The organism is Methylobacterium tarhaniae (genome assembly GCF_001043955.1).
Taxonomy (GTDB): domain Bacteria; phylum Pseudomonadota; class Alphaproteobacteria; order Rhizobiales; family Beijerinckiaceae; genus Methylobacterium; species Methylobacterium tarhaniae.
Genome location: NZ_LABZ01000013.1, coordinates 52,938 through 75,708, shown reverse-complemented (window position 1 = coordinate 75,708; position 22,771 = coordinate 52,938). Strand labels below are relative to the sequence as shown.

The following is a 22,771-nucleotide window of genomic DNA, read 5'->3' as shown; positions in this document are numbered from 1 at the left end:
CGGAAATCCGATCAAGTTCACCCGATTCGACGAACGCGCCATCCAAACCGACAAAAAGCTTCTCTAAGAGAGACCGTATCCGGCGCCCGAAGCGGGCTGTCGAAGCAGTCGCGATCTCGGTCGCCTTTCGTGGCAGCCTGACCACGAATATCGGCGGGTTGCTGCCGTAAGAGGATTGCGAGTCCCGCGCAGTGCGGTGATGATAATGCGTCCGAAAGCGTGAGGATTGCGCTCAACTAGTGCACTATTCTGCCCAGTCTCCAGCCGTTCGATACCCCTCATCCATGCCATGATCCCGACCGAATGCCCAATGCACGATCCAGCTCGAGTGCCGGGATCCCAAACCCAATGCCTGGGCGCCGAGCCGGATCGTGACTCTGATCGGAGACAAGTTCGCCAAGCGGGCGGGCCCGACTTTAAGTTAATTGAAAGCTCGCACCTTCACCAACGACCTTCTCAACCGCCAACTTGCTTGGATGACGGACAATCAGGCAACCGGGGAAGATGGTGCGAAGCACTTCCTGAGGAACGACGAAGCCGTTTGGATGGCGTGGGTGCCTGCTGATGTGGGCCAGAAGATCAAATCGGCGCTTCACTAGGATCGTCTCCGTCGTCGTGATACCGGTTCTGTACGGCGCCGCGCGTTACCGCGAGACCGGCCGTCATGCTGTAGAAGCGGAATGACTGTCAAAGGTTCTTGGTGTGACGAATATCGAAGTCTGTTGGGCCGATACCGCCGCGCTTTGCTGTTGACTCGAACGTGAGTTGGCTGTGAAGCGCGTCTCTGTTGGCGTGGTGTCTGTACAGCAGAAGGCGGCCATGGCACGACCGGGCCTGACGATCCGCGCCGATCTCGCAAGCGTGCCCGAGTTGCGTCATGTGGCTCGACGCGAGCCCCGCCGACGCACGATGCAGCGCCTCCTGGCTCGCCCTGCACCACGAGGTCGTAGCCCGGCCGCGTGGCCTCCGGTCCGTCCGACGGGGTGCCCGAGATCGAACAGTAGCTCAGCCGCGGATTCTCGACGGCGAGCGTCGCATGGCCGAGGCCGATTCGATCGGCGCCGCCGGTCTTGAAGATCTGGATCACGACATCGCTCCGCCGGGCAAGGCCCCGCACCACGGCGAGACCTTCCGAGTCGGCGAGGTCGATGCCGATCGAGCGCTTGTTGCGGTTCGCGCTGTCGAAGGACGAGGTGTTGGTGGCGCTGGTCCTCACGCCTCAGTCGCGGGTGTCGTCGCCGCGTCCGAGATGCTCGACCTTGATCACGTCCGCGCCGAGATCGCCCAGCACCTTGGACGCAGCGGAGGCCGGCGAGAACATGCGACAAGTCGAGCACGCGGATGCCGGCGAGCGGCAGGTCATCGGGGTCGACCAGCATCACATCTCCTCCGCGATGCGGTGGCGACGAGCCGTGTTCGCTACCGCTGTCAGGCTTGGTCCGGTCGCTCGCCTTACGCCGGGTCGTCTCGATCTGAGGCAGGATTGGGGGGCGCTTGCCGATGTTTCGGGACCGAGGATCGAAATCCGGTGTCCTGCAACAGGCGAAGATCGGCACAAGCACGAACCCCGCCCGGAGGTCCGGGCGGGAACATCATACAAGCGATGTTATCTTGGAATACGGGTTTTGGCTTACTGGGTCTTGGGGTCGAACTGCTTCTCGCGGATGAACAGAGCCGGGATCAGGCCACACACGAAGTAGGCAGCCCCCATGACCAGGAACCCGAGGCCGATCGACGACCGGCTGGCGAAGTAGCCGATGACGATCGGGGCCAGGGCCGCGCCGAGCCGCCCGAGGTTATAGGCGCCGCCCACCGCCGTGCCACGGTACCGGGCTTGGAAGCTCTCGGCCATGTAGGTGGCGTTGACGCCGTAGGGCACGCCGTACAGGAAGCCGAAGACGACCAGCAGCCAGAGGATGTTGCCCGGCGTGTGCCACAGCACGATCACCGGCAGGAAGATCGCGGTGCCGAGCGCGCCGAAGGCGAAGACGGCGCGCCGCCCGAACCTGTCCGCCGCGACACCCGCGATCACCTTGCCCAGGATCATCGCCGTGTAGCTGCCGATGAGGTAGGACGTGACGGAGCCGAACTTCATGCCCATCTCGGTCTCGAGATAGGAGGGAAGCCAGTTGTTGACGCCGTAATAGCCGAATTGCAGCATCCCGGCGGTGGCGGCCCAGAACAGGAACATGCTGCGGGCGCGCGGATCGCCGAAGACCGCCTTGAATGCATTCTCGCGCGGCCGGGACGGCGCAGACGCAGCGGCGGTTCGGTCCTGCCGGGCGATCTCCTGGCGAGCGGCCTTGGCCTTCACCCAGCTCTCGGGCTCCGGGACGAGCCGGCGCATGAAGATCGACAGGACCACCGGGATGATCGCGACGAAGAACAGCCAGCGCCAGCCGTAGGTGGGCAGGAGCCAACCGGCGAGCAGCGCCGCCACGATGTAGCCGACCGACCAGCCGGCTTGCAGGGTGCCGAGCACGGTCGTGCGGTACTTGGTCGGCACGTACTCCGCCATCAGCGTGTTGCAGGCGACGTAGAGCGCTCCTAGCCCCAGGGAGGACACGAAGCGCGCGGCGCCGAATTGCAGGTAGCTGTGCGTGAAGCCGAGCAGGGCGGTGCCGACCGAGAACAGGACGATCGTCCACGTGACGGTCCGGACCCGGCCGAACCGGTCACAGGCCCAGCCGCCGTAGATGCCGCCGATCGCCATGCCGGCGAGCGTGATGCTGCCGAGGCTGCCAGCTTCCACGCTGGTGAGCCCGAACTCGGCCTTGATGCTCGTCAGAGCGTAGGCCAGCAGCAGCAGATCGGCGCCGTCGATCAGCAGGCCGAGAAAACAGAAGATAAAGGCGTAGATCCACGTCTTGCTCTGCGTGGCCGTGCCTTGCACGCCCACGCTCGTGGCGGCTGAACTACTCACCAGGAACCTCCCTCAGGTTTCAAGTCGATGCGGATGGGCCAAACGAGGCGTCCGGCGGGTACGCAGCCGCGTGTCGGCCCCGCATCCGGGTCCGTTGCGGCCGGGTTCGAATCGGAGAATTCAGTGGTTTAGCCGGGCGTCGGACCGAGCCGGCCTGCTCCACGTTCTTGGATTGACTCTGCAATGGACGCGACCGGCCGCTCTGGTCAGACCGCCGAGGCAGGCCGACGGCATGACGACCGGCTCGCCGTCGACGATTGTCACGCGATCAGACGATCGAGCCAGGATGAGAGTGCGGCTCCATCGAGTGCTTTTCTCGTGATGGTCTTCTTACTCTGTGCTCGGCCCGATCATGCCTCGGCAGTGACCGTTTGCTCTACGATGTCATCCGGCGCGGCGGCGACATCGTGCTTGCAGGAGATCGGGACCTCCGTCAGTGACGGACGGAGGCCGTGATCGACCCGATGGTATCGCGGCCCCGGATCGAGCATCTATTCTTTGTTGCTGGTGCGTCATCCCAGCGATGACGGGACCGCGGCGCCGATGTTCCGCACCATCTCGACCAGCCGAGGGCCGATATCCTCCTCGAGCTTCTCGCGCGGGAGGTGAAAACTCGGCCCGCCGCAGTTGAACGCGAGAATGCCATACTGGCCGTGCACCAGGGGCACGCCCACCGTATTCACCTCCTTGTACCACTCCCCGATCGACAGGCAGTAGCCGTAATCCTCGTAGTCGCGCAGGGCCCGCTCCACGCCCTTGCGCACCGACGGCCATGCCGACGGGTCGCGCTGCCGCACATGATCGAGCAGGAATTCCCGCTCGCTCTCGTGCATCGCGGCAAGGCAGGCCCGACCGATCGCGCTCTCGGCCAGGGGCACGCCGCTGCCGATCGGGCGACGCATGGTCATGTTGCCCTGACCCTGAACCACGTCGACATAGACCATCTGCAGCCTGTCGCGCGCGGCCATGGCCACGGCCGCCTTCGCGTGGTCGGCAAGTCCTTCCATCAGCGGGCCTGCGACCGACCGGATCACCATGTTGGACAGCATCGCGTAGCCGAAACCGAGTACGCCGATGTCCAGCTGGTAGCGCCCGGTGCGCGGATCCTGCCTGATATAGCCGAGACGCAGGAGGGTGTAGGTCAGGCGCGAGACCGTCGGCCTCGGAAGCCCGGTCATCGCCGCAATGTCCTGGTTGCCAAGCGAATTCTCTTTCGGCGTGAAGCAGCGCAGGATCTCGAGCCCTCGGCCGAGCGCCGTCACGAACTGTCGATCTTCCTCCCATGGCGCTTCCAATGGACCGAGGACGCCCGGCATTGCATCGGCCATCGCGTCGGGACTGGGGTCGGAGCTCCGGTTGTCCGGGCCACTCTTCTTGCGGCGCATTTGATCGGTTCCCTACGGCATGTCAATATGCGGAAATCAATTTCGCGTAGCGAAATTATGGCAGGTCGCGGATCGACGCAAGCCCAACTTGGCTTACCCCGAGATAAGGTTCCTATTCATCGGTAAGTTTGCTGCGCGAAGGGCATTTACAATCCGGGAAACTCGCGCATATGGTAACGGCGAAACTCAATTTCGCACAGCGAAATTTATCGGAGGAGCCATGACGAGGACCGACCACGCGGACGACGCCGCGCCTCCTGTGGATCGGGCATGGCGCGGGTATGGCCCGGCGCACGCCACCATCGTCGGGCGCTGAGCATGGCAGACTCCATCCACGCCCTGGCGATCATCGGCACCGGCGTCATGGGCACCGGGATCGCCCAAATCGCCGCGCAGGCCGGGCTCGCGGTCCACCTTTTCGACGCGCGGGACGGCGCGGCCGATGCAGCCCGCGCCAACCTCGTCGCGACGCTGCGGATACTGGCGGACAAGGGCAAGATCGGCGCGGACGCGGCAGCGGAGGCCGCCTCGCGCCTACACGTCGCCGGCCGCCTGTCCGATCTCGCGGCCTGCGACCTCGTCGTCGAGGCCATCGTCGAGCGGCTCGAGCCCAAGCGCGCCCTGCTCGCCGCCCTGGAAGACGTCGTCGGCGAGAGCTGCATCCTGGCGACGAACACCTCCTCCTTGTCGGTCACCACCATCGCCCGCGCCGCCCGGCACCCCGGGCGCGTCGCCGGCTTCCATTTCTTCAATCCCGTCCCCCTGATGAAGGTCGTCGAGGTCGTCGACGGCCTGGCGACATCCCCTGCCGTCGGCGACGCTCTGGTGTCGCTCGCCGAGCGGATGGGCCATCGCGCCGTGCGGGCGAAGGACACGCCGGGCTTCGTCGTCAACCATGCCGGGCGCGCCTACGGGACCGAGGCGCTGATGATGCTCGGCGAGTCCATCGCCTCGTCCGGCGACATCGACCGCATCCTGCGCGAGGCGGCGGGGTTCCGGATGGGCCCGTTCGAGCTTCTCGACCTCACCGGGATCGATGTGTCCCACCCGGTCATGGAATCGATCTACGAGCAGTTCTACCAGGAGCCGCGCTACCGGCCGTCGGCGCTCACGCGGCAGATGCTGGAGGGCAGCCGGATCGGCCGGAAGGCCGGGCACGGCTTCTACCGGTACCGGGACGGGAAGCCGGTCGATCCGCCGCCGCCCCAGCCCGTGCCGGCGGTCGACATGCTTCCGCCGGTCTGGATCGGTGCCGAGACCGAGCCGGACCGCGACGCGGTTCGCGCGCTGCTGGTCGGGCTCGGCGCGTCGGTCGAGGACGGGGCGGCCCCGTCGCGTGAGGCGCTCTGCCTGCTCGCGCCCTAAGGCCACGATGTGACGACGGCGTACCTGCTGCACGGCACGGACCCGCGCCGGACGCTCGGCCTCGATCTCCTGCCCGGGCTCGACCGGCACCGCACGCTGATGGTGACGCCGGCCACCGGCGCGCCGTTCCGGGACGCCGCCCACGCCCTGCTGACGCGGGACGGCACCGGGGTGACGGTCGTGTCCGACAGCGTCGGCTTCGTGGTGCAGCGGACCCTGGCGGCCATCGTGAACCTCGCCTGCGATATCGCCCAGCAGGGCATCGCGAGCGTCGAGGACATCGACGACGCCGTGCGGCTCGGTCTCGGCTACCCGCGCGGCCCGCTGGCCTGGGGCGACGCCCTCGGGCCGGAGCGCCTGCACACGATCCTGACCCGCCTGCTCGCGACGACCGGCGACCCCCGCTACCGGCCGAGCCCGTGGCTGCGCCGCCGGGCCCAGCTCGGCCTGTCCCTGCGCGACCCGGGAACATCCCCCGTCTAGAGCACTTAACGATCGCGTTGCAATCGCGAAGTGCTCTAAGTTTTTGTTTTTGCCCCATTTTCTGCGACGAACCGGTATCCACTTCGTCGGAAAATGCTCTGGGGCGGACGGCCGCGTCACAGCAGACCCACTGCGCCCTCGCCGGCTTCCCTGCGCGAAGCCGGCGCCCGCTGCCGCGCGACCCGGCGCGCGTCACGGCCAACAGAACCGGGAGGAGAGACGACCGACGATGAGTGCTTTGACAGGCGTGCGGGTGCTCGACATGAGCCGGGTTCTCGCCGGACCCTGGTGCAGCCAGACCCTGGCCGATCTCGGGGCGGAGGTCATCAAGATCGAGCGCCCGCGGCGCGGCGACGACACCCGCGACTGGGGCCCGCCGTGGATGCCGGACGGCGACGGCCGGCCGACGCGCGAATCCTCCTACTACCAGTCGACCAACCGCGGGAAATATTCCGTCGCGATCGACATCGCCTCCACTGAGGGCCAGGAGCTGATCCGCGCCCTCGCGAAGGACAGCGACGTCCTCATCGAGAACTACAAGGCCGGCTCGCTCGCGAAGTATGGGCTCGACTACGCGACCTTGTCGGCGATCAACCCGCGGCTGGTCTATTGTTCGGTGACCGGGTTCGGGCAGACCGGCCCGCGGGCGGCGGAGCCCGGCTACGACTTCATCGTCCAGGGCCTCGGCGGGCTGATGAGCATCACCGGCGAGCGGGACGACCTGCCGGGCGGAGGCGCCCAGAAGGTGGGCGTCGCCGTCGCCGACCTGATGACCGGGCTCTACGCGGTCGTGGGAATCGAGGCCGCGCTCCTGAACCGGCACCGGACCGGCCGGGGCCAGCACGTCGACATGGCCCTCTTCGACGTCCAGATCGCGACCCTGTGCAACCAGAGCCAGAACTATCTCGCCTCGGGCCGGCCGCCCGGCCGCTACGGCAACGCCCACGCCAACATCGTTCCCTACCAGGTCTTCCGTGCCTCCGACCGTGACTTCGTCATCGCCTGCGGCAACGATTCCCAGTTCGCCTCCCTGTGCCGGGCCATCGGGCTGCCGGACCTGCCGGCCGATCCGCGCTTCACGCGCAATTCCGATCGGGTGGTCCACCGCGCCGAGGTGATCGGCATCCTGGCCGCACATTTTCTCACCGGCACCGCGCAGGAGTGGATCGACCGCATCCATCCCCACGGCGTCCCGGTCGGGCCGATCAACGACATCGCCCAGGCCCTCGACGAGCCGCAGGTCAAGGCGCGCGACATGCTGGTGCGCATCCCGCATCCCGAGAACGGGGACTTCGTGACGGTGGGGAGCCCGATCAAGCTGTCGGACACCCCGGTCACCTATCGCGCACCGCCGCCGACGCTGGGCGAGCATACCGCCTCCGTCCTCCGGCGGCTGGCCGGCCTGGACGAGGCGCGGCTCGAGGCGCTGGAGCGCCAGGGCATCATCGGGCTGCCCGGCCGGCCCTGAGGGCGCGCGCCGTCACCGCCCCCGACCATCCCCGCACCGATCCGAGAGACGAGCCCGGCCCATGACCGACGCCTTCATCTGCGACTACATCCGCACGCCCATCGGTCGCTTCGGCGGCGCGCTCGCATCGGTCCGGGCCGACGATCTCGGGGCGGTCCCGCTCCGGGCCCTCGTCGCGCGCAATCCCGGTCTCGACTGGGAGAGCGTGGACGACGTGATCTTCGGCTGCGCCAACCAGGCGGGCGAGGACAACCGGAACGTCGCCCGGATGTCCCTGCTGCTCGCGGGCCTGCCGGAGACCATCCCGGGCACCACGATCAATCGCCTGTGCGGCTCGGGCCTGGATGCCGTAACGGCGGCGGCCCGGGCCGTCAAATCCGGCGAGGCCGAGCTCGTCGTCGCCGGCGGCGTCGAGAGCATGAGCCGTGCGCCCTTCGTCATGCCCAAGGCCGAGGCCGCTTTCTCGCGCTCGGCCGAGGTCCACGACACGACGATCGGCTGGCGCCTCGTCAACCCGCTGATGAAGGCCCGGTACGGGGTCGATTCGATGCCGGAGACCGCCGACAACGTGGCGGTCGACTACGAGGTCGGCCGCGCCGACCAGGATTTCTTCGCCCTGCGCAGCCAGGAGAAGGCGGCGGCCGCGCAGGCGAACGGACGCCTCGCCCGCGAGATCGTGGCCGTCGAGGTGCCGCAGCGCAAGGGCGAGCCCGTCCGGGTCGCGACCGACGAGCATCCGCGCCCGACGAGCCTCGACACCCTCGCCAAGCTGAAGCCGGTCAACCGGACGGCCGGCGCGACGGTGACGGCGGGCAATGCCTCGGGGGTCAACGACGGCGCCGCGGCCCTGGTCGTCGCCTCCGAGGCGGCAGCGCGCCGGCACGGCCTCACGCCGATCGCCCGGATCGTCGGCGGGGCGTCGGCGGGCGTCGCGCCGCGCGTGATGGGGATCGGCCCCGTCCCGGCGACCCGCCGCCTGCTCGCCCGCCTCGGATGGGAGGTCGGCTCCCTCGATGTCGTGGAGCTGAACGAGGCCTTCGCGTCGCAGGGCCTGGCGGTCCTACGCCGACTCGGCCTTGGCGACGACGATCCGCGGGTCAACCCGAACGGCGGCGCCATCGCGCTCGGGCATCCGCTCGGCATGAGTGGCGCGCGGCTCGCCGGCACTGCCGCGCTGGAACTGTCCCTGTCGTCGCACGCAAGGGCCCTGGCCTGCATGTGCGTCGGCGTCGGCCAGGGTATCGCGCTCGCGCTCGCGCGCGTCTGACAACTGGAGGCGCTGGCGGGAGTCTCGGAATGCGGCACACCGCCGCGAGGCCTGCAGGGCTGCGAGGTAAAGGATCGTTCGGACAATCGGCCGGCCACCGCCGACGCTGCGTGGGCCGACACGCTTGCCGCTGTCACGCGCGATCGGTGCCAAGCCCGCCAGGGCAGCAATGCTGCGGCGATCAAGCTGCCCGAGTTCAGGCAGCTCAGCGATCAATGTCGCGGCAACGATCGGACCTACACCCGGCGCGGTTTGAAGGCGCTGGTTGAGAGGGCGGAGTTCTGGATCGGCTTTGATCAGGTCGCCGATCTGCGCCTCGATCGGGCTGCCGTGGAAGCCGCGCTCGCGCCGCCCTGGAGCACGAGCCCGGTGGAGGGGCAGAGCAACCGCGTGAAGACGCTGAAGCGGACGATGTACGGTCGGGCCAAGCTCGACCTGCTGCGTGCCCGGATGCTGGCGGCATGACCGCTACGCCTGCACCACAAACGCGGGAGAGCCAGTTTCACACCGGCGGCTACACTTCCAGCCTCGCGGGGGTGTTTGCGTTCGGGGCCTTGTGCATCTCCTCCCCGGGACGGGCCCGTCTACGGCGAGCTGGTCCCAGCACGAACAGGCTTGGTGATCCCTGGGAAGCGGCCGTTAACCGGTCGCAACCATGCTCCGGGGATGACCAACGCCGAGATCATCCGCCTCTGGCTCGACGCGCTGGCGGCCGAACGCGGAACCGCCGCGTCGTCGCTGAAGACCTACCGCCGCGATACCGACTGCTATCTCGGCTGGCTGGGGGAACGACGCCTTGCCGACGTGACGCGGCAGGACATGGTGGCCTATCTCGCCCACCTCGATCAGCGAGCCCTGTCCCACTCGACGATCAGCCGCCGCCGCTCGGTCGCCACCGGCATTCATCGCTTCATGGTGGCGGAAGGCCTCGGAGCCACCAATCCGGCCGTCGATCTCCAGCCGATGCAGCGGCCCGAGCGCCTGCCGTTCACGCCGAGCGTCGAGGCCGTCGACCGCCTGATCGAGACGGCCCATGCCATGGCCCGGGATGGGTCCGTCGGTCTCTACCGGCAGGCCGGATACGCGCGGCGTGCCGCCCTTCTCGAAACGCTCTACGCGAGCGGGATGCGCGTCTCCGAGGCGGTGACGCGCCCGGCCGATGCGGTACGGCCCGGAACCCGGATGCTCCATGTCCGGGGCAAGGGCGGCAAGGAGCGGCTGGTTCCGCTCCACGACCGGGCGGTCGAGGCCATCGGCCTGTGGCGTGAACTGGCGGGCCGCTATGGGTCGCGGTCGGATGTCTGGCTGTTCCACCGGGTCTCGCACGGCGAGCAGCACCTGACGATCGATGCGGCGCTCAAGGAGATCAAGGAGACCGCCGCGGCCGCCGGAATCGCGAATGCCTCCCGCTGGTCGCCGCACAAGCTGCGCCACGCCTTCGCGACCCACCTCCTTCAGAACGGCGCGGATCTGCGGGTCATCGGCGAACTCCTGGGCCATGCCGATCTCGGCACGACGGAGGTCTACATCAAGGTGGAGCTCTCGCGGGCGCAGAGGATGGTCAGGGACCTTCACCCGCTGGGAGATCCCTCGTCCTAATGCGTGCCGATCGGGAGGCCCGCCGCCTCGTCACGTCCCCGGATTCCGGGGCGGGAGATGGAGGAGCACGGCCTCGACCTCCGTCGAGGGATGCCGGGGATAGCGGGTCATGACGAGCGGGTCGTGACCGGGGACGACCCGCTCAGGGTCGCCGGCAAGCCGCCCGAGCTCGCGCCAGCTCTCCATCATCGCGGCGATGTCGACGACGATCGGGAATGGATTCTGCTGGGCGAGGTTCGCGTAGAAATGCGCCGCGTCCGAGGCGAGGACGACGGGGCCGCGCGCGGTCTCGACGCGCACGCATTGCAGCCCGCGGGTGTGTCCCGGGACGGCGTGGACCGTGATGCCGGGGGCGATCTCGCCCGATCCGTCCACGAAGGCGACCCGTCCCTCGTAGACGCGGCGCACCATGGTGCAGACGTCCTCGACCGAGAAGGCCCCGCGCAGGCGCGCGTGGCACATGCAACGCCCCGTCGCATAGGCCATCTCGGCATCCTGCAGGTGGAAGGTCGCGTTGGCGAAGGCGGACAGGTTGCCGGCGTGATCGTAGTGGAGATGCGTGATCACCACGTCGCGGACGCCTGCCGGATCGACGTCGAGCGCCCGGAGGCCTTCCAGCGGGTGACGCACCATGGTGCGGCCGTAGGCCTCGCAGGAGGGCCAGTCGAAGCCGGTATCGACGACGACGGTTCGAGCCTCGTTGCGGATCACCCAGACGAAATAGTCGATCGGCATCGGCGCGTCGTGCGGATCCCCGCCGGGCTCCGGCGCATACAGGAGGTTCGCCGAGGCCGGGCGGTCGTGCGTCGCGTAACGCAGCGCGATGATCTCGTAGACCGACACGCCGATCTCCTCACTCCCTGGCCGGCACGGGAAGGTTCGCGAGATACATATCGATCGCGGTGTGGTCCGCCTCCGTCCCGAGTTCCTCCAGCGCCCTCTGCCACAGGGCGGCGATGGTCCGTGACAGAGGCGCCGGGATGCCCTCGTGGAGCGCGAGGTCGTCGGCCGTGCGCAGATCCTTGGCCATCAGCGCCATGGTGAAACCCGACGTGAAGCTCTTCGGGATCACGTAGGGCTTCAGCTTCACGTCCGTCGCGTTGTTCCGGCCCGTCGAGACGTTCAGGATGTCCGTCATCAGCTCGGGATCGAGGCCGAAGCGCTCGCCGATCCGGAGCGCCTCGCAGGCCGCGGTGAGGCCCGCGGCGGAGACGTAGTTGTTCAAGGCCTTCATGGCGTGGCCGGAGCCGATCGGGCCCGTCTCGAAGATCGCGGTGCCGAGGCGCTCCAAGAGCGGGCGCACCGTCGCGGCCGCGATCTTGTCCCCGCCGACCATGATGGCGAGGGTGCCGTCGACGGCGCGTCTCACCCCGCCCGAGACCGGGGCGTCGAGGAGCACGATCCCCGCATCGGCGAGCTCTTGCGCCAGTTCGCGCGTGCCCACCGGCGCCGACGAGCTCATGTCGACCACGATCGCGCCCGGTGCGAGGCGCCCGGCGACGCCCTCCGGCCCCGTGAGGGCGGCGCGCACGGTCTTGCCGTCCGGCAGCATCGTCACGACGAGGGCGGCCTGCTCGGCCGCCTCCCTCGCCGAGGACGCCGCCGCGCCGCCGGTCGCCGCGAAGGCCTCGCGGGCCGCCGGGGAGGGATCGAACCCCGTGACCGTCCAGCCCGCCGCGACGAGCCGGCTCGCCATGGGCAGGCCCATCTTGCCGAGGCCCAGGAACGCGATCCGGGCGGAGGAGAGGTCGAGGCTCATGACACCGTTCCGATCCTGGTCGTCCTTCACCGTGCGCGGGCCGCCCCGCGAGCCGCGTGCCCGCCCGTCACGTCTCGTCGGGCAGGGCTCCTTCGGCCTTGAGCACCTCGTGCGCGGCCTTGAACGCCTCGAGCCCGGCGGGAATGCCGCAATAGACCGTGGCGTGGAGCAGGATTTCCTTGATCTCCTCGACGCTCACGCCGTTGGCGAGCGCACCCTTGACGTGCAGCTTGAGCTCCGCGGGCTTCGACAGGGCCGTCAGCATCGCGAGGTTGAGCATCGAGCGTGTCTTGCGATCGAGCCCGTCCCGCGTCCAGGCATAGCCCCAGCACCATTCCGTGGTGATTCGCTGGAACGCCATCATGAAGTCGTCGGCCTTGGCGAGGCTGCCATCGACGTAGGCCGCGCCGAGTACCGCCCGGCGGACTTCGAGTCCCTTCTCGAACTGTTCGCTTTCCGCCATCGCCATCCCCCCTGAAGAGTTCGTTGCCGGCACGCTAGCAGGCAACAGGACGGAGATCGACCGGCCCCGGCGGCAAAACGGATGCGCGTCGCTCGCCGTCCTCGCTTGCGTGAGCGCAGCTGAGATCGACTGAGCCCAGGATGCTGGCGCATCGACGTCGATCTTCCGGCAGGCCCGAGATCGACGAGGCCGTTGACCGGTCACGGATGTTCGATACCAAGGCCAGACATCCGAGACCTTGGGCTCGGGCGAAGATTCGAGAACGGAATCGAAGGTCGTCGTCTTTCGACCTGCGGCCTTACTGCCAGGGGCCGCATTCGCGCGTGGACCGATAGAAGGCCGGGCGCGACGGCTCCTGGCCTGCGGCGATCGCCGGGATCCGCGACCCGACCAGGCCGGCCCCCGCCTGAAAGCCCGTCGCGACCGAGGCTGCAATGCCCGACAGCACGAATACGATGATCATCACCCGTGGCGCACCGAAATGGCGTATCACGATCGCAGATGTGGCCGCGACAGCCCAATACCCGATGGCAGTGTGCCACATTCGAACTGTTCTCCCGCGGCGTGCACCTACCGCGATCCGTGCGGGTGCGCAGCAGCGAACAGGACACACTCAGGCCCGACGAAGAGGGTGGCCCTGCAATCGGGACGGCATCATCGGCCGGGATTGGGCGACAGACCATGGCACGCAGAAGCAACTGTGAGGCGAACCGCGATGCGTCAACGATACTTTTAGATGCAGACGGATGACGCCAAACAGCCAGTGGCTGGCGCAGATCATCGCAGATAAACATGTCTATTGATGTTTATCGAAATTGATCTCTCGGTCGGCCGACGCTTGGACGAGGGTGAGGATGCGATGGCGAATCCGGCGATCGGCGATACGGCTGAAAGCGCGAACAAGCTCGAGACACTCTTCCTCCGGCGAGAACTCCGACGACGATCCCACCGTCTTCTCGATCAGGTGTAGCCGGTCGGCCAGTGTTCTGCCGATGACGCGGCCGGCTTCTTCATTCTTGTCCATGACGCTCCTCGAGGCGGAACGTGCGGTGCCGACGACGCGGCGGCAATCCGATCGCCAGTCGAAAGGCATTCGGGATCCGGTCATTTTTTAGGTGGCCCGCCCCGCAACCTGGAATAGCGTTTGTTAACAGGGGTTGCGGAACGCTTCGAGCCGAGGCGAATTGACGACGTGCAACCGGCAGACGTGACGCCAGATCATTGGGTTGCATTTTAGGCGCTTTTTCATTGTTGGGGTCCGGCTCAGGGAGATCGTGATGCAGGCCAAGAAAGTTGCGTCCCTTCGTTCCGAAGCGTCAGAAGCCATCACGCTGCTTGATCTGACGGCAGAACCCGAAACCCGTCCGCAACCGTTGGAACACGTCGTCGACCAGTGCCTGTCGATGCGCGATCACATTGCAGAGTTGGAAAAGCCGTTCTTGCTGAGACTGACAGATATGCTGCTCCTCGAGCTGGGACGAGAGCTTGCTGCGCTCAAGCAGATCGAGGACAGGAAAGGGATGTGTTGAGGCCGCGCCCTGCCCTCACTCCGCCTTGCCGCCGTCCAGGACGACCCGGCGATAGGATGCAAGCAGGGCTTCGACCTGGGCGTCGCTCAGGTCCGAAACGATGATCTGACTGCCGATGAATACCATCCAGCGGCCATCGTAGCTTCGCTGTTTGCGAATGTCCGGCACGACAAAGCTCCTTCTCCGATCAGGAGGGAAACGTTCGGATGCGAGCATCGTGCCGGAACCGGCCCCCGTCCAGCGAGGGAACCCATCGGCTCGCGGCCAGCAGGAGAGCGGTGGTGCAGGCCGGGATGGTGGTCGACGAAGCGGATACCTCCCCGTCGCGGACCATGCGGCACGATCAAGGACGGGATCGCGCCCCGCTCCCGCGGCGTCAGCCGATATAGGGCCAAGCCCGCAGCGGACAGCTCCGCGCGTCGGCAGCGACGGCCATCGCCGCGTGGCTCGGCGGATCGATCGGAACGATGTGCGCCGCCGTGACGGGGGCCACGTGGCTCCACGCAGTCAGGATGGCGGTGGCGGCGAAGATCCGGATGATGTTCAGCATCGCGTTATCCCCTGCAGGTCTCGGGTGACCGTCGATGTGGGGCGTGTAAAGCTTCGCCATTGCAGCCGTGTTGCGTGTCATGTTGCGTGAGAGGGCGAAGATCGGTGACGGACCGACTCGCTCTTCCGCTCCGATCGGAGTATCGTGGCGCAGTTGCGTTCGTGCAGCCGCTTCTCAGAGGAGCGCTCCATGCCTGAGATCCGCATCGTCGGGACCGAGGACGGCACCTACACGATCTATTGCGGCAGCGACGTCCTCGCCTCGGGGCTGACCCACGGCCAGGCCGTGGCCTACCTGGCGCATGAGGGCGCACGGCTGGGCTGATCAATACGCTGTTGGATCGGTCCGCGTCGCGACGGCCTTCTTCACCGAGCGAGAGGCCCTCGCGCGCTGCCATGCCGTTTGCGATCCATGGTCCCTGGCGCAGAGCCGGCGTGGCGAGCTGGGGGCACCCGCTCGGGCTCCGCTCTTTGCCTGGAGCAAGACCGCGCAAGCCGTTCCCGTCCCGAGCCGGCGGATGATGCCGTCATTCGCCGCGGAGCCTGGATATCCCTATACGACCTGTCTTCTCTGAATGAGGCTGTAATGCGCGGCCGCGTGCATCGCACCTCCGCTTCGATTTGCTTAAAATACCGTTTTCCTCATTAATGATCCCGAAGGCACGAGCGCGACGCCTTCGTTTCTACTCGAACCAGAAAATCAACCAAGGGTTGTTTCTCCAAACGACACCTTGGAGGCGCCTGTGTCCGCGTATGAATTCAGCCGGGCCGTCGTCATATGGACCGATGTCGAGCATCCCGAGTTCGGTCTCGCGCGTATCGAAACGGTCATACAGGCTTACGACGCCTTGCATAGCGCCCGCCTCCTGGACGTGAGCAGGACGGCCGCCCCGGAACTGTGGGATGCGACCGAGCAGGCGATCGACATCGCCCTCATCAATCCTTCGCCGGCGACGATCAAAGCCGCCGAGGACGCCCTCACGGACTTGGTCAAGCGCACGGCGCCGATTCCCGCGTCGATCAGGCGGCGGCTGGCTCCCGATACCTGTGCGTCGGGCCCACTTTCATTTCGGGCGATCATGCAGGCCGTCTGGCCTGAGCACCTGATCCGAGAGCTGAACAGGATCTGATCGTGCGGCGACGCGGCGGCGCCTCATGGCCCGCCGCGTCGCTGAGGCGTCGCTCCCGCGCGATGCGCCGCCGACCTCAGCCGGCAGCGTCCACGGCGGGGCGGCTCATCAGGGGTGGGGTCTGCTGGTGCTGCACGACCCGCCATTCATCGTGCGCGAGCCGCCGATAGACCGAGGTGCAATGGGCCTCGTAGGCCTCCTCGCCGCGCGAGGCCTTCGCGTGGTAGGCGATGACGATCAGCCCCTCCTGCGGCCGCGACACTTGCTCCTGGGCAATCTCGACCTCGGACCACCGGGGCGTATGGGCCACCGCCTCGATCGCCTGCTTCCCGCTCATCACGAAAGGCGGCTGCGGCAGCACCATCAGGCACTCGTCATCGACGAGTTCCCGATAGTGATCCGCATCGCCGAGCCAGAGGCTCTTCTCGAAGGACCATACGCGATCGTCGTCCATCATGCTCTCCCGAAGACATCTTGCGTCAGAAAAGAGCGGGCGAAAGCGATCGTTCCAGGCGCGGCGTCTCGGCGAGACTCGCCATGGTGTTGACGGGCGATGCACCCGCCTTCCCGATCGTCGCGGTGGCACCCGTCCGGGCAGATATCGCCACGTCGATCGCTCTGGCGAGACATTCCATTTCCCGCCATGTGCGATCGTCCGCTTTGGAAAACTCGTTTTCGCACGAGCCCGCCTGAGGGCAGGCCACTCAATCTATTGAAGAAATGCGCCTGCCTCTTCGATTAGCCAAGCAATCAGAAATAAATATAATCTTTAATTATTGCTGACGCGCAGATCGAAATTTTCAAGTGGACAAAAATACTCGAGGCGTCCCAGCGACAGTCGTTCACCGCCGCGGATTCCTGAGCCCCGGCTCCGGCCGCGATCGGGGACGGACGACCACGGCTGGCATGGCCGGTCCGGGATCGGGAGGCGGGCCCGTGCGGCCGGGCTCAGCTCGTCACCGCCGTGCGAAGCGGGTCGTAGGTGGCACGGTAGCTGCGCGGTCCGATCCGCGGGAGCAGCAAGGTCCTCGCCCAGCCCGCCAGGCGCGCGGTTCGCGACAGGCGGTCGGTCATGGCCTGGACATGCGCCACCCGCGGCCGGCGCAGCCGCTCGTAGTCGGGCCCGACGGAGCGCCAGTCGCGGCCCGCCTCCAGCAGGTCGGCGAGGACCAGCGCGTCCTCCAGCGCGAGCGCGGCCCCTTGAGCCCAGACCGGGGCGGTCGCGTGGGCCGCATCGCCGACGAGGACCGTCCGGTCGCGGCTCCAGGACGGGATGCGGACCTCCTCCAGCGGCGAATGATGGATCGAGGCGGGCTTCGCGAGCGCCGTCTCGAGGGTGTCGCGGACCAGATCGGGGAAGGGGGCGAAGGCGCGCCGCAGCCCGGCCGGGTCGAGACCCGCGACGGGGCCGCCGCTCGTCGAAACCCAGCCATAGGCCTCGCCGCGATCGACGGGGATGAGCAGGAACAGCGCTCCGGCCCCGGCCCACAGCGTCCAGGCCTCGACGCCCGGATTGGGCACCATGAACCGCCAGCTCTGCGTGGCCAGCAGCGCCGCGCCCGGCGCCCGGTCGTCGAACAGGCTGCGCCGGACCCGCGAATGCACGCCGTCCGCACCGACGAGCAGGCCACCGCGCTCGACCGTGCCGTCCTCGAGATCGACCTCCACGCCCTGCGGGGTCTGCCGGCCCGCGACGACACCGGCGCCGAGGCGCAGGTCGCCCGCGGGCAGGTCGAGTTGCAGGAGGCGCATGAGGTCGCCGCGGCGCAAGCAATGCGGGCCGGTCTCGACGCCCCAGAACGCCTCCTCGTCGACGGCGAACAGCAGGCGGCCGCGCTCGGTCCGATACTCGCGCCGGCGCACGCGGGTGCCGACCGCCCGCAGGTCATCGAGCAGGCCGAGCTGGGCGAGGGCGCGCACCGCATTGCCGGGCAGGTTGATGGCCAGGCCGGCCTCCGCCGGGTCCCCGCGCCGCTCCAGCGTGAGGGAGGGTAGGCCGCGCCGGTGCAGGGCCCGCCGGACCGCGAGGCCGGCGATGCCGCCGCCGGCGACGAGGACGCGATCGACATGGTCGGTGGTCATAGAACTGCGCGTTGCTCCCGCCGATGCACGACGCGATCCCCTATGCACGATCCGCGAGGAGTTGCACGTGGCCTCGTCCCCTCCCCCACGCCGCCCGCTCGGGACGGGCGTACCATCGCGCTCGGCGAGTCCCGGCATCAACTCGGCGCGATCACCGAGAGGTCGATCGAGACCACCGCCCGCCACGACCGGCCGTTCGAGCCTGGACGGGCATCGCCGCAGGCCGGCCTCCGCAACCGCCGGGCAGGCAGGGCCCCTATGCGATCGCCCTGGGCACCGGGGAGAGAAAATGTGCTCTACTCCGAAGCGCGGCAATCAACACGGGACACGAACTCCGAACGCCGCAGCATACCGAAAACGCCATCCAGCGGCGTCGGCCGCCAACCATAAAAGTCTCAGGAGGAACGATGTCGAGCGCCCCCCTTTCGCGCCGCGCCGTGGTCGCCGGTACGCTCAGCGCCGGTCTCGTCGGGTCGGCCTTTCCGCTGCGCCATGCCCGGGCGGCCGAGTTCGTCTTCAAGCTCGGCACCGACGTGCCCGATACCCATCCGATCAACATCCACGCCCGCAAGGCCGCGGACGCCATCCGCGCGCAGACCGATGGGCGCGTCGATCTTCAGATCTTCTCCAACAACCAGCTCGGCGGCCAGAGCGACATGCTCTCGCAGCTGCGCTCCGGCGCACTGGAATGCTTCGCCCTCTCGGGCGTCAACGTGCTCTCGACGATCATCCCGACCTCGTCGATCTACGGCCTCGGTTTCGCCTTCCCGGATTACGACGCGGTCTGGCGCGGCATGGACGGGCCCCTCGGCCAGCACCTGCGTGGCCAGATCGAGAAGGCCGGCTTCGTCGTCATGGAGAAGATCTGGGATAACGGCTTCCGGCAGATCACCAACAGCGTGCGGCCGATCAAGGAACCGAAGGACCTCCAGGGTCTCAAGATCCGGGTGCCGGTGAGCGCGCTCTGGACCTCGCTGTTCCGTTCCCTCGGCGCCGCTCCGACCAGCCTCAACTTCGCCGAAGTGTATTCCTCGCTGCAGACCAAGGTGGTCGACGGGCAGGAAAATCCGCCGGTCATCATCAACACGGCCAAGATCTACGAGGTGCAGAAATACTGCTCGGTGACGAACCACATGTGGGACGGCTGGTGGTTCCTGATCAACCGCCGCGCCTGGAACCAGCTGCCAGCCGACCTGAAGGACGTCTTCGCCCGGAACGTCGACGCCGCCTGCCTGGACGAGCGCAAGGACGTGGCGCGGCTCAACGCGTCCCTGCGCGAGGAGCTGGTGGGCAAGGGCCTCGCCTTCAACGACGTCGAGACCGCCCCCTTCAAGGACGAGTTGCGCAAGAGCGGGTTCTACGCGGAATGGCGCAAGAAGTTCGGCGACGAGGCGATGGGCCTGCTCGAGGCCGCGGCCGGCAAGCTCGGCTGAGGCCGGTCCTTCGCGCCATGACCGCATCGGGAGCCGCGGGCGATCGGGCCAGGCGCGCAAGTGCTTCGGTCCGACGCCTTCCTGTCGCCGCGCGTCCCGGTGCGGAACCGGTACGGTCCTGCGGTCGCCCGAGACGGCCCCGTCCCACATGCCGGCCGCGATGAGCGCGGCTCATCGACGCCCGATCGAGGAGAGATGTGATGCTGTTCGACCCCGACGACCTGCCGCTCGCCGGCATCCGCGTCCTCGACCTGTCGCGGGTGCTCGCCGGACCCTGGTGCGCCCAGGTTTTGGGCGATCTCGGCGCCGACGTGATCAAGGTCGAGCATCCCGAGCGCGGTGACGACACCCGCGACTGGGGCCTGAAGACCGGCGCGACCAACACCTCGTACTTCGACAGCGTGAACCGCAACAAGCGCTCGATCGGCATCGACCTCGCCGATCCGCAGGGCCTCGCCCTGGTGCGGAACCTGGCCCGGCAGGCCGATGTCGTGGTGCAGAACTTCAAGACCGGCGGCGCCGACCGGCTCGGCCTCGGCTACGCAGCGCTCTCGGCGGAGAACACGCGGCTGATCTACTGCTCGGTCTCGGGCTACGCCTCGGACGGGCCGGAGGCCACGCGGCCGGGCTACGACCTAGTGGTGCAGGGCGAGGCCGGGCTGATGTCGCTCAACGGCGAGGCCGGGCGCCCTCCCCTCAAGTTCGGCCTCGCGGCGGTCGATCTCTTCACCGGGCAATACGCCGCGCAAGCCGTGCTCGCCGCCCTGTTCCAGCGCGAGCGGACCGGGCGGGGCCGCCTGGTGGAACTCGCCCTGTATGATTGCGGACTGGCCATGACGTCCTATTACGGCCTGGAGACGATGGTGAAGGGCTCCGACTCGGACCGCTACGGCAACGCGCATCCCTCCATCGTGCCCTACGGCGTGTTCGAAACCGGCGATGGGCCGATCGTCCTCACCGTCGGCAACAACGCGCAGTACCGCCGCTTCTGCGAGCAGGTGCTGGAGCGGCCCGACCTCGTCACCGACCCGCTTTTCGCGACGAATCTCGACCGCTCGAAGAACCGGGCCCTGTTCGTGCCGATCATGGAGGCGGAACTGGGCAAGCGCCGCCGGGCCGACCTCCTCGCCCGCCTCACCGCCGCCGGCATTCCCTGCGGCGAGGTGCTGGGGCTGCACGAGGCGCTGACCTCGGAGCGGACGCGGCGGGCCGGCCTTCTCCTGCCCCAGGGCGGCGAGGCGATCGCGCAGGCTCACGTCCTCGCCCCACCCTACCGGCTCGACGGCCGGCGCCTGCCGGTGCGGCGCATGCCGCCCTCCCTCGGCGGCGCAGACCGCGAGATCCGCGAGGACCTGGCGGCCGCGCCGGACGGGCGATGAGGGGAGTGCGGGCCGCTTCCCTCATGGTCCGTGCCGCCTTCCGCGCGAGGGCCCCCGTCTCGCCCCGATAGGAGCCCGGCCGGCCTCTCCCGATCCGGGCAGGCCCCCCGCGCGGCGAGTCTCGGCGACCTGCGCCGGACGTAAGGCCGGCGTGACGCGTCAGGCCGGCTGTCCGGCGAGCTTGTCCTGCGTCCTCGTGTCGAAGTCGCTCGCGTCGTGGCGCTCGTGGAGCTGGTCGGCCGGCTCGCCGGTGAGGCGGTTCACCTTGCGTCCGCGCTGCACCGCCGGTCGCGCGAGGATCTGGTCGGCCCAGCGCACGACGTGGCGGTAATCCTCGACCGCCAGGAACTCGGCGGCCTCGTACAGCCAGCCCTTCACCAGGCCGCCATACCAGGGCCAGATCGCCATGTCGGCGATCGTGTAGGTGTCGCCCGCCACGAATTCATTGTCGGCCAGGCGCCGGTCGAGCACGTCGAGCTGCCGCTTCGCCTCCATGGCGTAGCGGTTGATCGGGTACTCGAACTTCGTCGGCGCATAGGCGTAGAAGTGGCCGAAGCCGCCGCCCACGAACGGCGCCGAGCCCATCTGCCAGAACAGCCAGGACAGCGTCTCGGCGCGCGCGGCCGGCTCGGTCGGCAGGAAGGCGCCGAACTTCTCGGCGAGGTAGGTCAGGATGGCGCCCGACTCGAAGACGCGGATCGGCGCCGGACCGCTGCGGTCCACGAGCGCCGGAATCTTCGAGTTCGGGTTGGCCTCGACGAAGCCCGAGCCGAACTGGTCGCCGTCGCCGATGCGGATGAGCCACGCATCGTACTCGGCACCCGCATGGCCGAGCGCGAGCAGCTCCTCCAGCAGGATCGTGACCTTCTGCCCGTTCGGCGTGCCGAGCGAGTAGAGCTGGAGCGGATGGCGGCCGACGGGCAGCGCCTTCTCGTGCGTCGCCCCCGCGACCGGGCGGTTGATGTTGGCGAAACGGCCGCCGCTCGCCTTGTCCCAGGTCCAGATCTTGGGCGGGACGTAGTCGGCTGGATCGCTCATGAGCGCTCTCCGGGATCGATCGCTGATACGGTTGCGTCGATGGCCATAGGACAGGATTGCCCCGCGATCGGGGCGGGCCGAGTTTGAGCACGGATGCCGGCGCGAGGCGAGGGCATGCCGGACCCGCGATGGCGGCGGGGCTCTTCGTCCCCATCCCGTCGGTGCGCTCCGGCACCGCCCGGTCCGCCTCCCCTCCCCTTCCGTCCACCTCTTCCGTCCGCCCTTGCCAAACGGCCGGAAAGCTCGATGCTGCCGGCCGCTCACGCGCAGGGATCGCACGGGCGGCACGGCGAGGCGGGACGATGGGCTTCGAAGACGGCACCTGGCTCAACGAACCTGCCAGCTGGCGGATGGCTGGCGACCGGCTCCACGTCGTCACGGACGAGGCGACGGATTTCTGGCGCGAAACCCATTACGGCTTCACGCGAGACACGGGCCACTTCTTCGCCGTGCGCGCCGCCGGCGATTTCACCGCACAGGTGCGGGTCCGCGCCCGGTACCGGGACTTGTACGATCAAGCCGGATTGATGGTGCGGGTCTCTTCGAGCGAGTGGGTCAAGGCGGGAATCGAGCTGTCGGACGGTGTCCCGATGATCAGCAGCGTGCTGACACTCGGCCGATCCGACTGGGCGACCGCACCCTACGGTCATGACGCCGGGGATTTCTGGCTGCGGGCGACCGTCGTTTCCGGCGTGCTACGCTTGCAGGTATCCTCCGACGGTACGCATTGGCCGCTGATGCGACTGTGCCCGTTCCCGAGGGCCGCCTCCTACAGCGTCGGTCCGATGTGCTGCACGCCGGAGCGCGCCGGCCTGAGCGTCGATTTCTCCGATTTCTCGGTCGGCGCGCCCGCGGGCAAGGCCCTGCACGATCTCTCGTGAACGCCGCCCGCTGACCGCGCCGGCTCACCCGGCGGCAG

General features: G+C 68.1%; 22 protein-coding genes and 3 pseudogenes. 11 read left to right on the top strand and 14 right to left on the bottom strand.

Going from position 1 to position 22,771, the window contains the following annotated elements:
* Positions 1-595: 595 nt before the first annotated feature.
* The 3 genes and pseudogenes from VQ03_RS31435 to VQ03_RS02340 form a co-directional block, all read right to left on the bottom strand.
* A pseudogene (locus tag VQ03_RS31435) lies at positions 596-1,321 on the bottom strand (CoA transferase).
* A 309-nt stretch (positions 1,322-1,630) separates the two neighbouring features.
* Positions 1,631-2,893 carry an MFS transporter gene (locus tag VQ03_RS02345; RefSeq protein WP_342586439.1) on the bottom strand — a complete coding sequence of 421 codons (1,263 nt, stop codon included), beginning with the start codon at positions 2,891-2,893 and terminating at the stop codon, positions 1,631-1,633.
* A 542-nt stretch (positions 2,894-3,435) separates the two neighbouring features.
* Positions 3,436-4,308, bottom strand: coding sequence for an IclR family transcriptional regulator (locus VQ03_RS02340; RefSeq protein ID WP_048449244.1), 873 nt, complete (start codon positions 4,306-4,308; stop codon positions 3,436-3,438).
* Positions 4,309-4,626: 318 nt separating this feature from the next.
* Between VQ03_RS02340 and VQ03_RS02335 the strand changes: the two are divergent.
* The 3 genes and pseudogenes from VQ03_RS02335 (at position 4,627) to pcaF (ending at position 8,891) form a co-directional block, all read left to right on the top strand.
* Positions 4,627-6,156, top strand: a pseudogene (locus VQ03_RS02335) (3-hydroxyacyl-CoA dehydrogenase).
* A gap of 229 nt (positions 6,157-6,385) precedes the next feature.
* Positions 6,386-7,624 carry a CaiB/BaiF CoA transferase family protein gene (locus VQ03_RS02330; protein WP_048449243.1) on the top strand — a complete coding sequence of 413 codons (1,239 nt, stop codon included), beginning with the start codon at positions 6,386-6,388 and terminating at the stop codon, positions 7,622-7,624.
* 61 nt (positions 7,625-7,685) lie between these two features.
* On the top strand, positions 7,686-8,891 hold the full coding sequence (gene pcaF / locus VQ03_RS02325) for a 3-oxoadipyl-CoA thiolase (protein WP_048449242.1): 1,206 nt from the start codon (positions 7,686-7,688) through the stop codon (positions 8,889-8,891).
* Positions 8,892-8,978: 87 nt separating this feature from the next.
* Here the strand turns inward: pcaF and VQ03_RS34430 are convergent.
* Positions 8,979-9,107 (bottom strand): annotated as a pseudogene (locus VQ03_RS34430) (transposase); the annotation flags it as partial.
* Between the two features lie 36 nt (positions 9,108-9,143).
* On the opposite strand from VQ03_RS34430, the gene VQ03_RS34425 reads away from it, so the two are divergent.
* Positions 9,144-9,356 carry an ISL3 family transposase gene (locus VQ03_RS34425; RefSeq protein WP_048449241.1) on the top strand — a complete coding sequence of 71 codons (213 nt, stop codon included), beginning with the start codon at positions 9,144-9,146 and terminating at the stop codon, positions 9,354-9,356.
* A 201-nt stretch (positions 9,357-9,557) separates the two neighbouring features.
* Complete coding sequence (locus VQ03_RS02315) at positions 9,558-10,490, top strand: tyrosine-type recombinase/integrase (RefSeq protein ID WP_048449240.1); 933 nt, start codon at positions 9,558-9,560, stop codon at positions 10,488-10,490.
* Positions 10,491-10,520: 30 nt separating this feature from the next.
* Here VQ03_RS02315 and VQ03_RS02310 read toward each other — a convergent pair whose 3' ends face one another.
* The 5 genes from VQ03_RS02310 to VQ03_RS02290 form a co-directional block, all read right to left on the bottom strand.
* Entirely contained in the window at positions 10,521-11,333 is an 813-nt protein-coding gene (locus VQ03_RS02310; protein WP_245291933.1) for an N-acyl homoserine lactonase family protein, read from the bottom strand.
* A 10-nt stretch (positions 11,334-11,343) separates the two neighbouring features.
* Positions 11,344-12,279 carry an NAD(P)-dependent oxidoreductase gene (locus VQ03_RS02305; RefSeq protein WP_280948425.1) on the bottom strand — a complete coding sequence of 312 codons (936 nt, stop codon included), beginning with the start codon at positions 12,277-12,279 and terminating at the stop codon, positions 11,344-11,346.
* 37 nt (positions 12,280-12,316) lie between these two features.
* A complete protein-coding gene (locus VQ03_RS02300) occupies positions 12,317-12,712 on the bottom strand; it encodes a carboxymuconolactone decarboxylase family protein (RefSeq protein WP_048449261.1) in 396 nt (131 codons plus the stop codon).
* A 298-nt stretch (positions 12,713-13,010) separates the two neighbouring features.
* A complete protein-coding gene (locus VQ03_RS02295; RefSeq protein ID WP_048449237.1) occupies positions 13,011-13,256 on the bottom strand; it encodes a hypothetical protein in 246 nt (81 codons plus the stop codon).
* Positions 13,257-13,508: 252 nt separating this feature from the next.
* A complete protein-coding gene (locus VQ03_RS02290; protein WP_048449236.1) occupies positions 13,509-13,736 on the bottom strand; it encodes a hypothetical protein in 228 nt (75 codons plus the stop codon).
* Between the two features lie 253 nt (positions 13,737-13,989).
* Between VQ03_RS02290 and VQ03_RS02285 the strand changes: the two genes are divergently transcribed.
* The gene (locus VQ03_RS02285) at positions 13,990-14,241 is read left to right on the top strand and encodes a hypothetical protein (protein WP_157063921.1); all 252 of its coding nucleotides are present in this window, start codon (positions 13,990-13,992) and stop codon (positions 14,239-14,241) included.
* Positions 14,242-14,256: 15 nt separating this feature from the next.
* On the opposite strand, the gene VQ03_RS32615 is transcribed toward VQ03_RS02285, so the two are convergent.
* Entirely contained in the window at positions 14,257-14,409 is a 153-nt protein-coding gene (locus VQ03_RS32615; RefSeq protein ID WP_157063920.1) for a hypothetical protein, read from the bottom strand.
* 208 nt (positions 14,410-14,617) lie between these two features.
* Complete coding sequence (locus tag VQ03_RS32610) at positions 14,618-14,791, bottom strand: hypothetical protein (RefSeq protein WP_157063919.1); 174 nt, start codon at positions 14,789-14,791, stop codon at positions 14,618-14,620.
* A 189-nt stretch (positions 14,792-14,980) separates the two neighbouring features.
* Here VQ03_RS32610 and VQ03_RS34930 point away from each other — a divergent pair, with 189 nt between their 5' ends.
* Together VQ03_RS34930 and VQ03_RS02280 are read left to right on the top strand one after the other, a co-directional pair.
* Positions 14,981-15,115, top strand: a complete 135-nt coding sequence (locus tag VQ03_RS34930; protein WP_280948424.1) for a hypothetical protein — start codon at positions 14,981-14,983, stop codon at positions 15,113-15,115.
* Between the two features lie 418 nt (positions 15,116-15,533).
* Entirely contained in the window at positions 15,534-15,920 is a 387-nt protein-coding gene (locus VQ03_RS02280; protein WP_048449234.1) for a hypothetical protein, read from the top strand.
* Positions 15,921-15,996: 76 nt separating this feature from the next.
* Here VQ03_RS02280 and VQ03_RS02275 read toward each other — a convergent pair whose 3' ends face one another.
* Entirely contained in the window at positions 15,997-16,374 is a 378-nt protein-coding gene (locus tag VQ03_RS02275; RefSeq protein ID WP_048449233.1) for a DUF4440 domain-containing protein, read from the bottom strand.
* 494 nt (positions 16,375-16,868) lie between these two features.
* Complete coding sequence (locus tag VQ03_RS02270; protein ID WP_048449232.1) at positions 16,869-18,002, bottom strand: FAD-dependent monooxygenase; 1,134 nt, start codon at positions 18,000-18,002, stop codon at positions 16,869-16,871.
* A gap of 407 nt (positions 18,003-18,409) precedes the next feature.
* Here VQ03_RS02270 and VQ03_RS02265 point away from each other — a divergent pair, with 407 nt between their 5' ends.
* Together VQ03_RS02265 and VQ03_RS02260 are read left to right on the top strand one after the other, a co-directional pair.
* Positions 18,410-19,435: a TRAP transporter substrate-binding protein gene (locus tag VQ03_RS02265; RefSeq protein WP_048449231.1), complete on the top strand. Its 1,026-nt coding sequence runs from the start codon at positions 18,410-18,412 to the stop codon at positions 19,433-19,435.
* 200 nt (positions 19,436-19,635) lie between these two features.
* Positions 19,636-20,814 carry a CaiB/BaiF CoA transferase family protein gene (locus VQ03_RS02260; RefSeq protein ID WP_048449230.1) on the top strand — a complete coding sequence of 393 codons (1,179 nt, stop codon included), beginning with the start codon at positions 19,636-19,638 and terminating at the stop codon, positions 20,812-20,814.
* 159 nt (positions 20,815-20,973) lie between these two features.
* Here VQ03_RS02260 and yghU read toward each other — a convergent pair whose 3' ends face one another.
* Entirely contained in the window at positions 20,974-21,852 is an 879-nt protein-coding gene (yghU, locus tag VQ03_RS02255; protein ID WP_048449229.1) for a glutathione-dependent disulfide-bond oxidoreductase, read from the bottom strand.
* A 302-nt stretch (positions 21,853-22,154) separates the two neighbouring features.
* On the opposite strand from yghU, the gene VQ03_RS02250 reads away from it, so the two are divergent.
* Positions 22,155-22,733 (top strand): DUF1349 domain-containing protein, encoded by a 579-nt coding sequence (locus tag VQ03_RS02250; RefSeq protein ID WP_048449228.1) that lies wholly within the window; start codon positions 22,155-22,157, stop codon positions 22,731-22,733.
* The last annotated feature ends 38 nt before the right edge of the window (positions 22,734-22,771 follow it).

Excerpts from the sequence above, each read along its gene's own strand:
- VQ03_RS02260 (WP_048449230.1), top strand. The coding sequence starts at position 19,636 with ATGCTGTTCGACCCCGACGACCTGCCGCTCGCCGGCATCCGCGTCCTC.
- VQ03_RS02290 (WP_048449236.1), bottom strand. The coding sequence starts at position 13,736 with ATGGACAAGAATGAAGAAGCCGGCCGCGTCATCGGCAGAACACTGGCC.
- VQ03_RS32610 (WP_157063919.1), bottom strand. The coding sequence starts at position 14,791 with ATGCTGAACATCATCCGGATCTTCGCCGCCACCGCCATCCTGACTGCG.
- yghU (WP_048449229.1), bottom strand. The coding sequence starts at position 21,852 with ATGAGCGATCCAGCCGACTACGTCCCGCCCAAGATCTGGACCTGGGAC.
- VQ03_RS02295 (WP_048449237.1), bottom strand. The coding sequence starts at position 13,256 with ATGTGGCACACTGCCATCGGGTATTGGGCTGTCGCGGCCACATCTGCG.
- pcaF (WP_048449242.1), top strand. The coding sequence starts at position 7,686 with ATGACCGACGCCTTCATCTGCGACTACATCCGCACGCCCATCGGTCGC.
- VQ03_RS02285 (WP_157063921.1), top strand. The coding sequence starts at position 13,990 with ATGCAGGCCAAGAAAGTTGCGTCCCTTCGTTCCGAAGCGTCAGAAGCC.
- VQ03_RS02315 (WP_048449240.1), top strand. The coding sequence starts at position 9,558 with ATGACCAACGCCGAGATCATCCGCCTCTGGCTCGACGCGCTGGCGGCC.
- VQ03_RS34930 (WP_280948424.1), top strand. The coding sequence starts at position 14,981 with ATGCCTGAGATCCGCATCGTCGGGACCGAGGACGGCACCTACACGATC.
- VQ03_RS02270 (WP_048449232.1), bottom strand. The coding sequence starts at position 18,002 with ATGACCACCGACCATGTCGATCGCGTCCTCGTCGCCGGCGGCGGCATC.
- VQ03_RS02250 (WP_048449228.1), top strand. The coding sequence starts at position 22,155 with ATGGGCTTCGAAGACGGCACCTGGCTCAACGAACCTGCCAGCTGGCGG.
- VQ03_RS02265 (WP_048449231.1), top strand. The coding sequence starts at position 18,410 with ATGTCGAGCGCCCCCCTTTCGCGCCGCGCCGTGGTCGCCGGTACGCTC.
- VQ03_RS02330 (WP_048449243.1), top strand. The coding sequence starts at position 6,386 with ATGAGTGCTTTGACAGGCGTGCGGGTGCTCGACATGAGCCGGGTTCTC.
- VQ03_RS02275 (WP_048449233.1), bottom strand. The coding sequence starts at position 16,374 with ATGGACGACGATCGCGTATGGTCCTTCGAGAAGAGCCTCTGGCTCGGC.
- VQ03_RS02300 (WP_048449261.1), bottom strand. The coding sequence starts at position 12,712 with ATGGCGGAAAGCGAACAGTTCGAGAAGGGACTCGAAGTCCGCCGGGCG.
- VQ03_RS02340 (WP_048449244.1), bottom strand. The coding sequence starts at position 4,308 with ATGCGCCGCAAGAAGAGTGGCCCGGACAACCGGAGCTCCGACCCCAGT.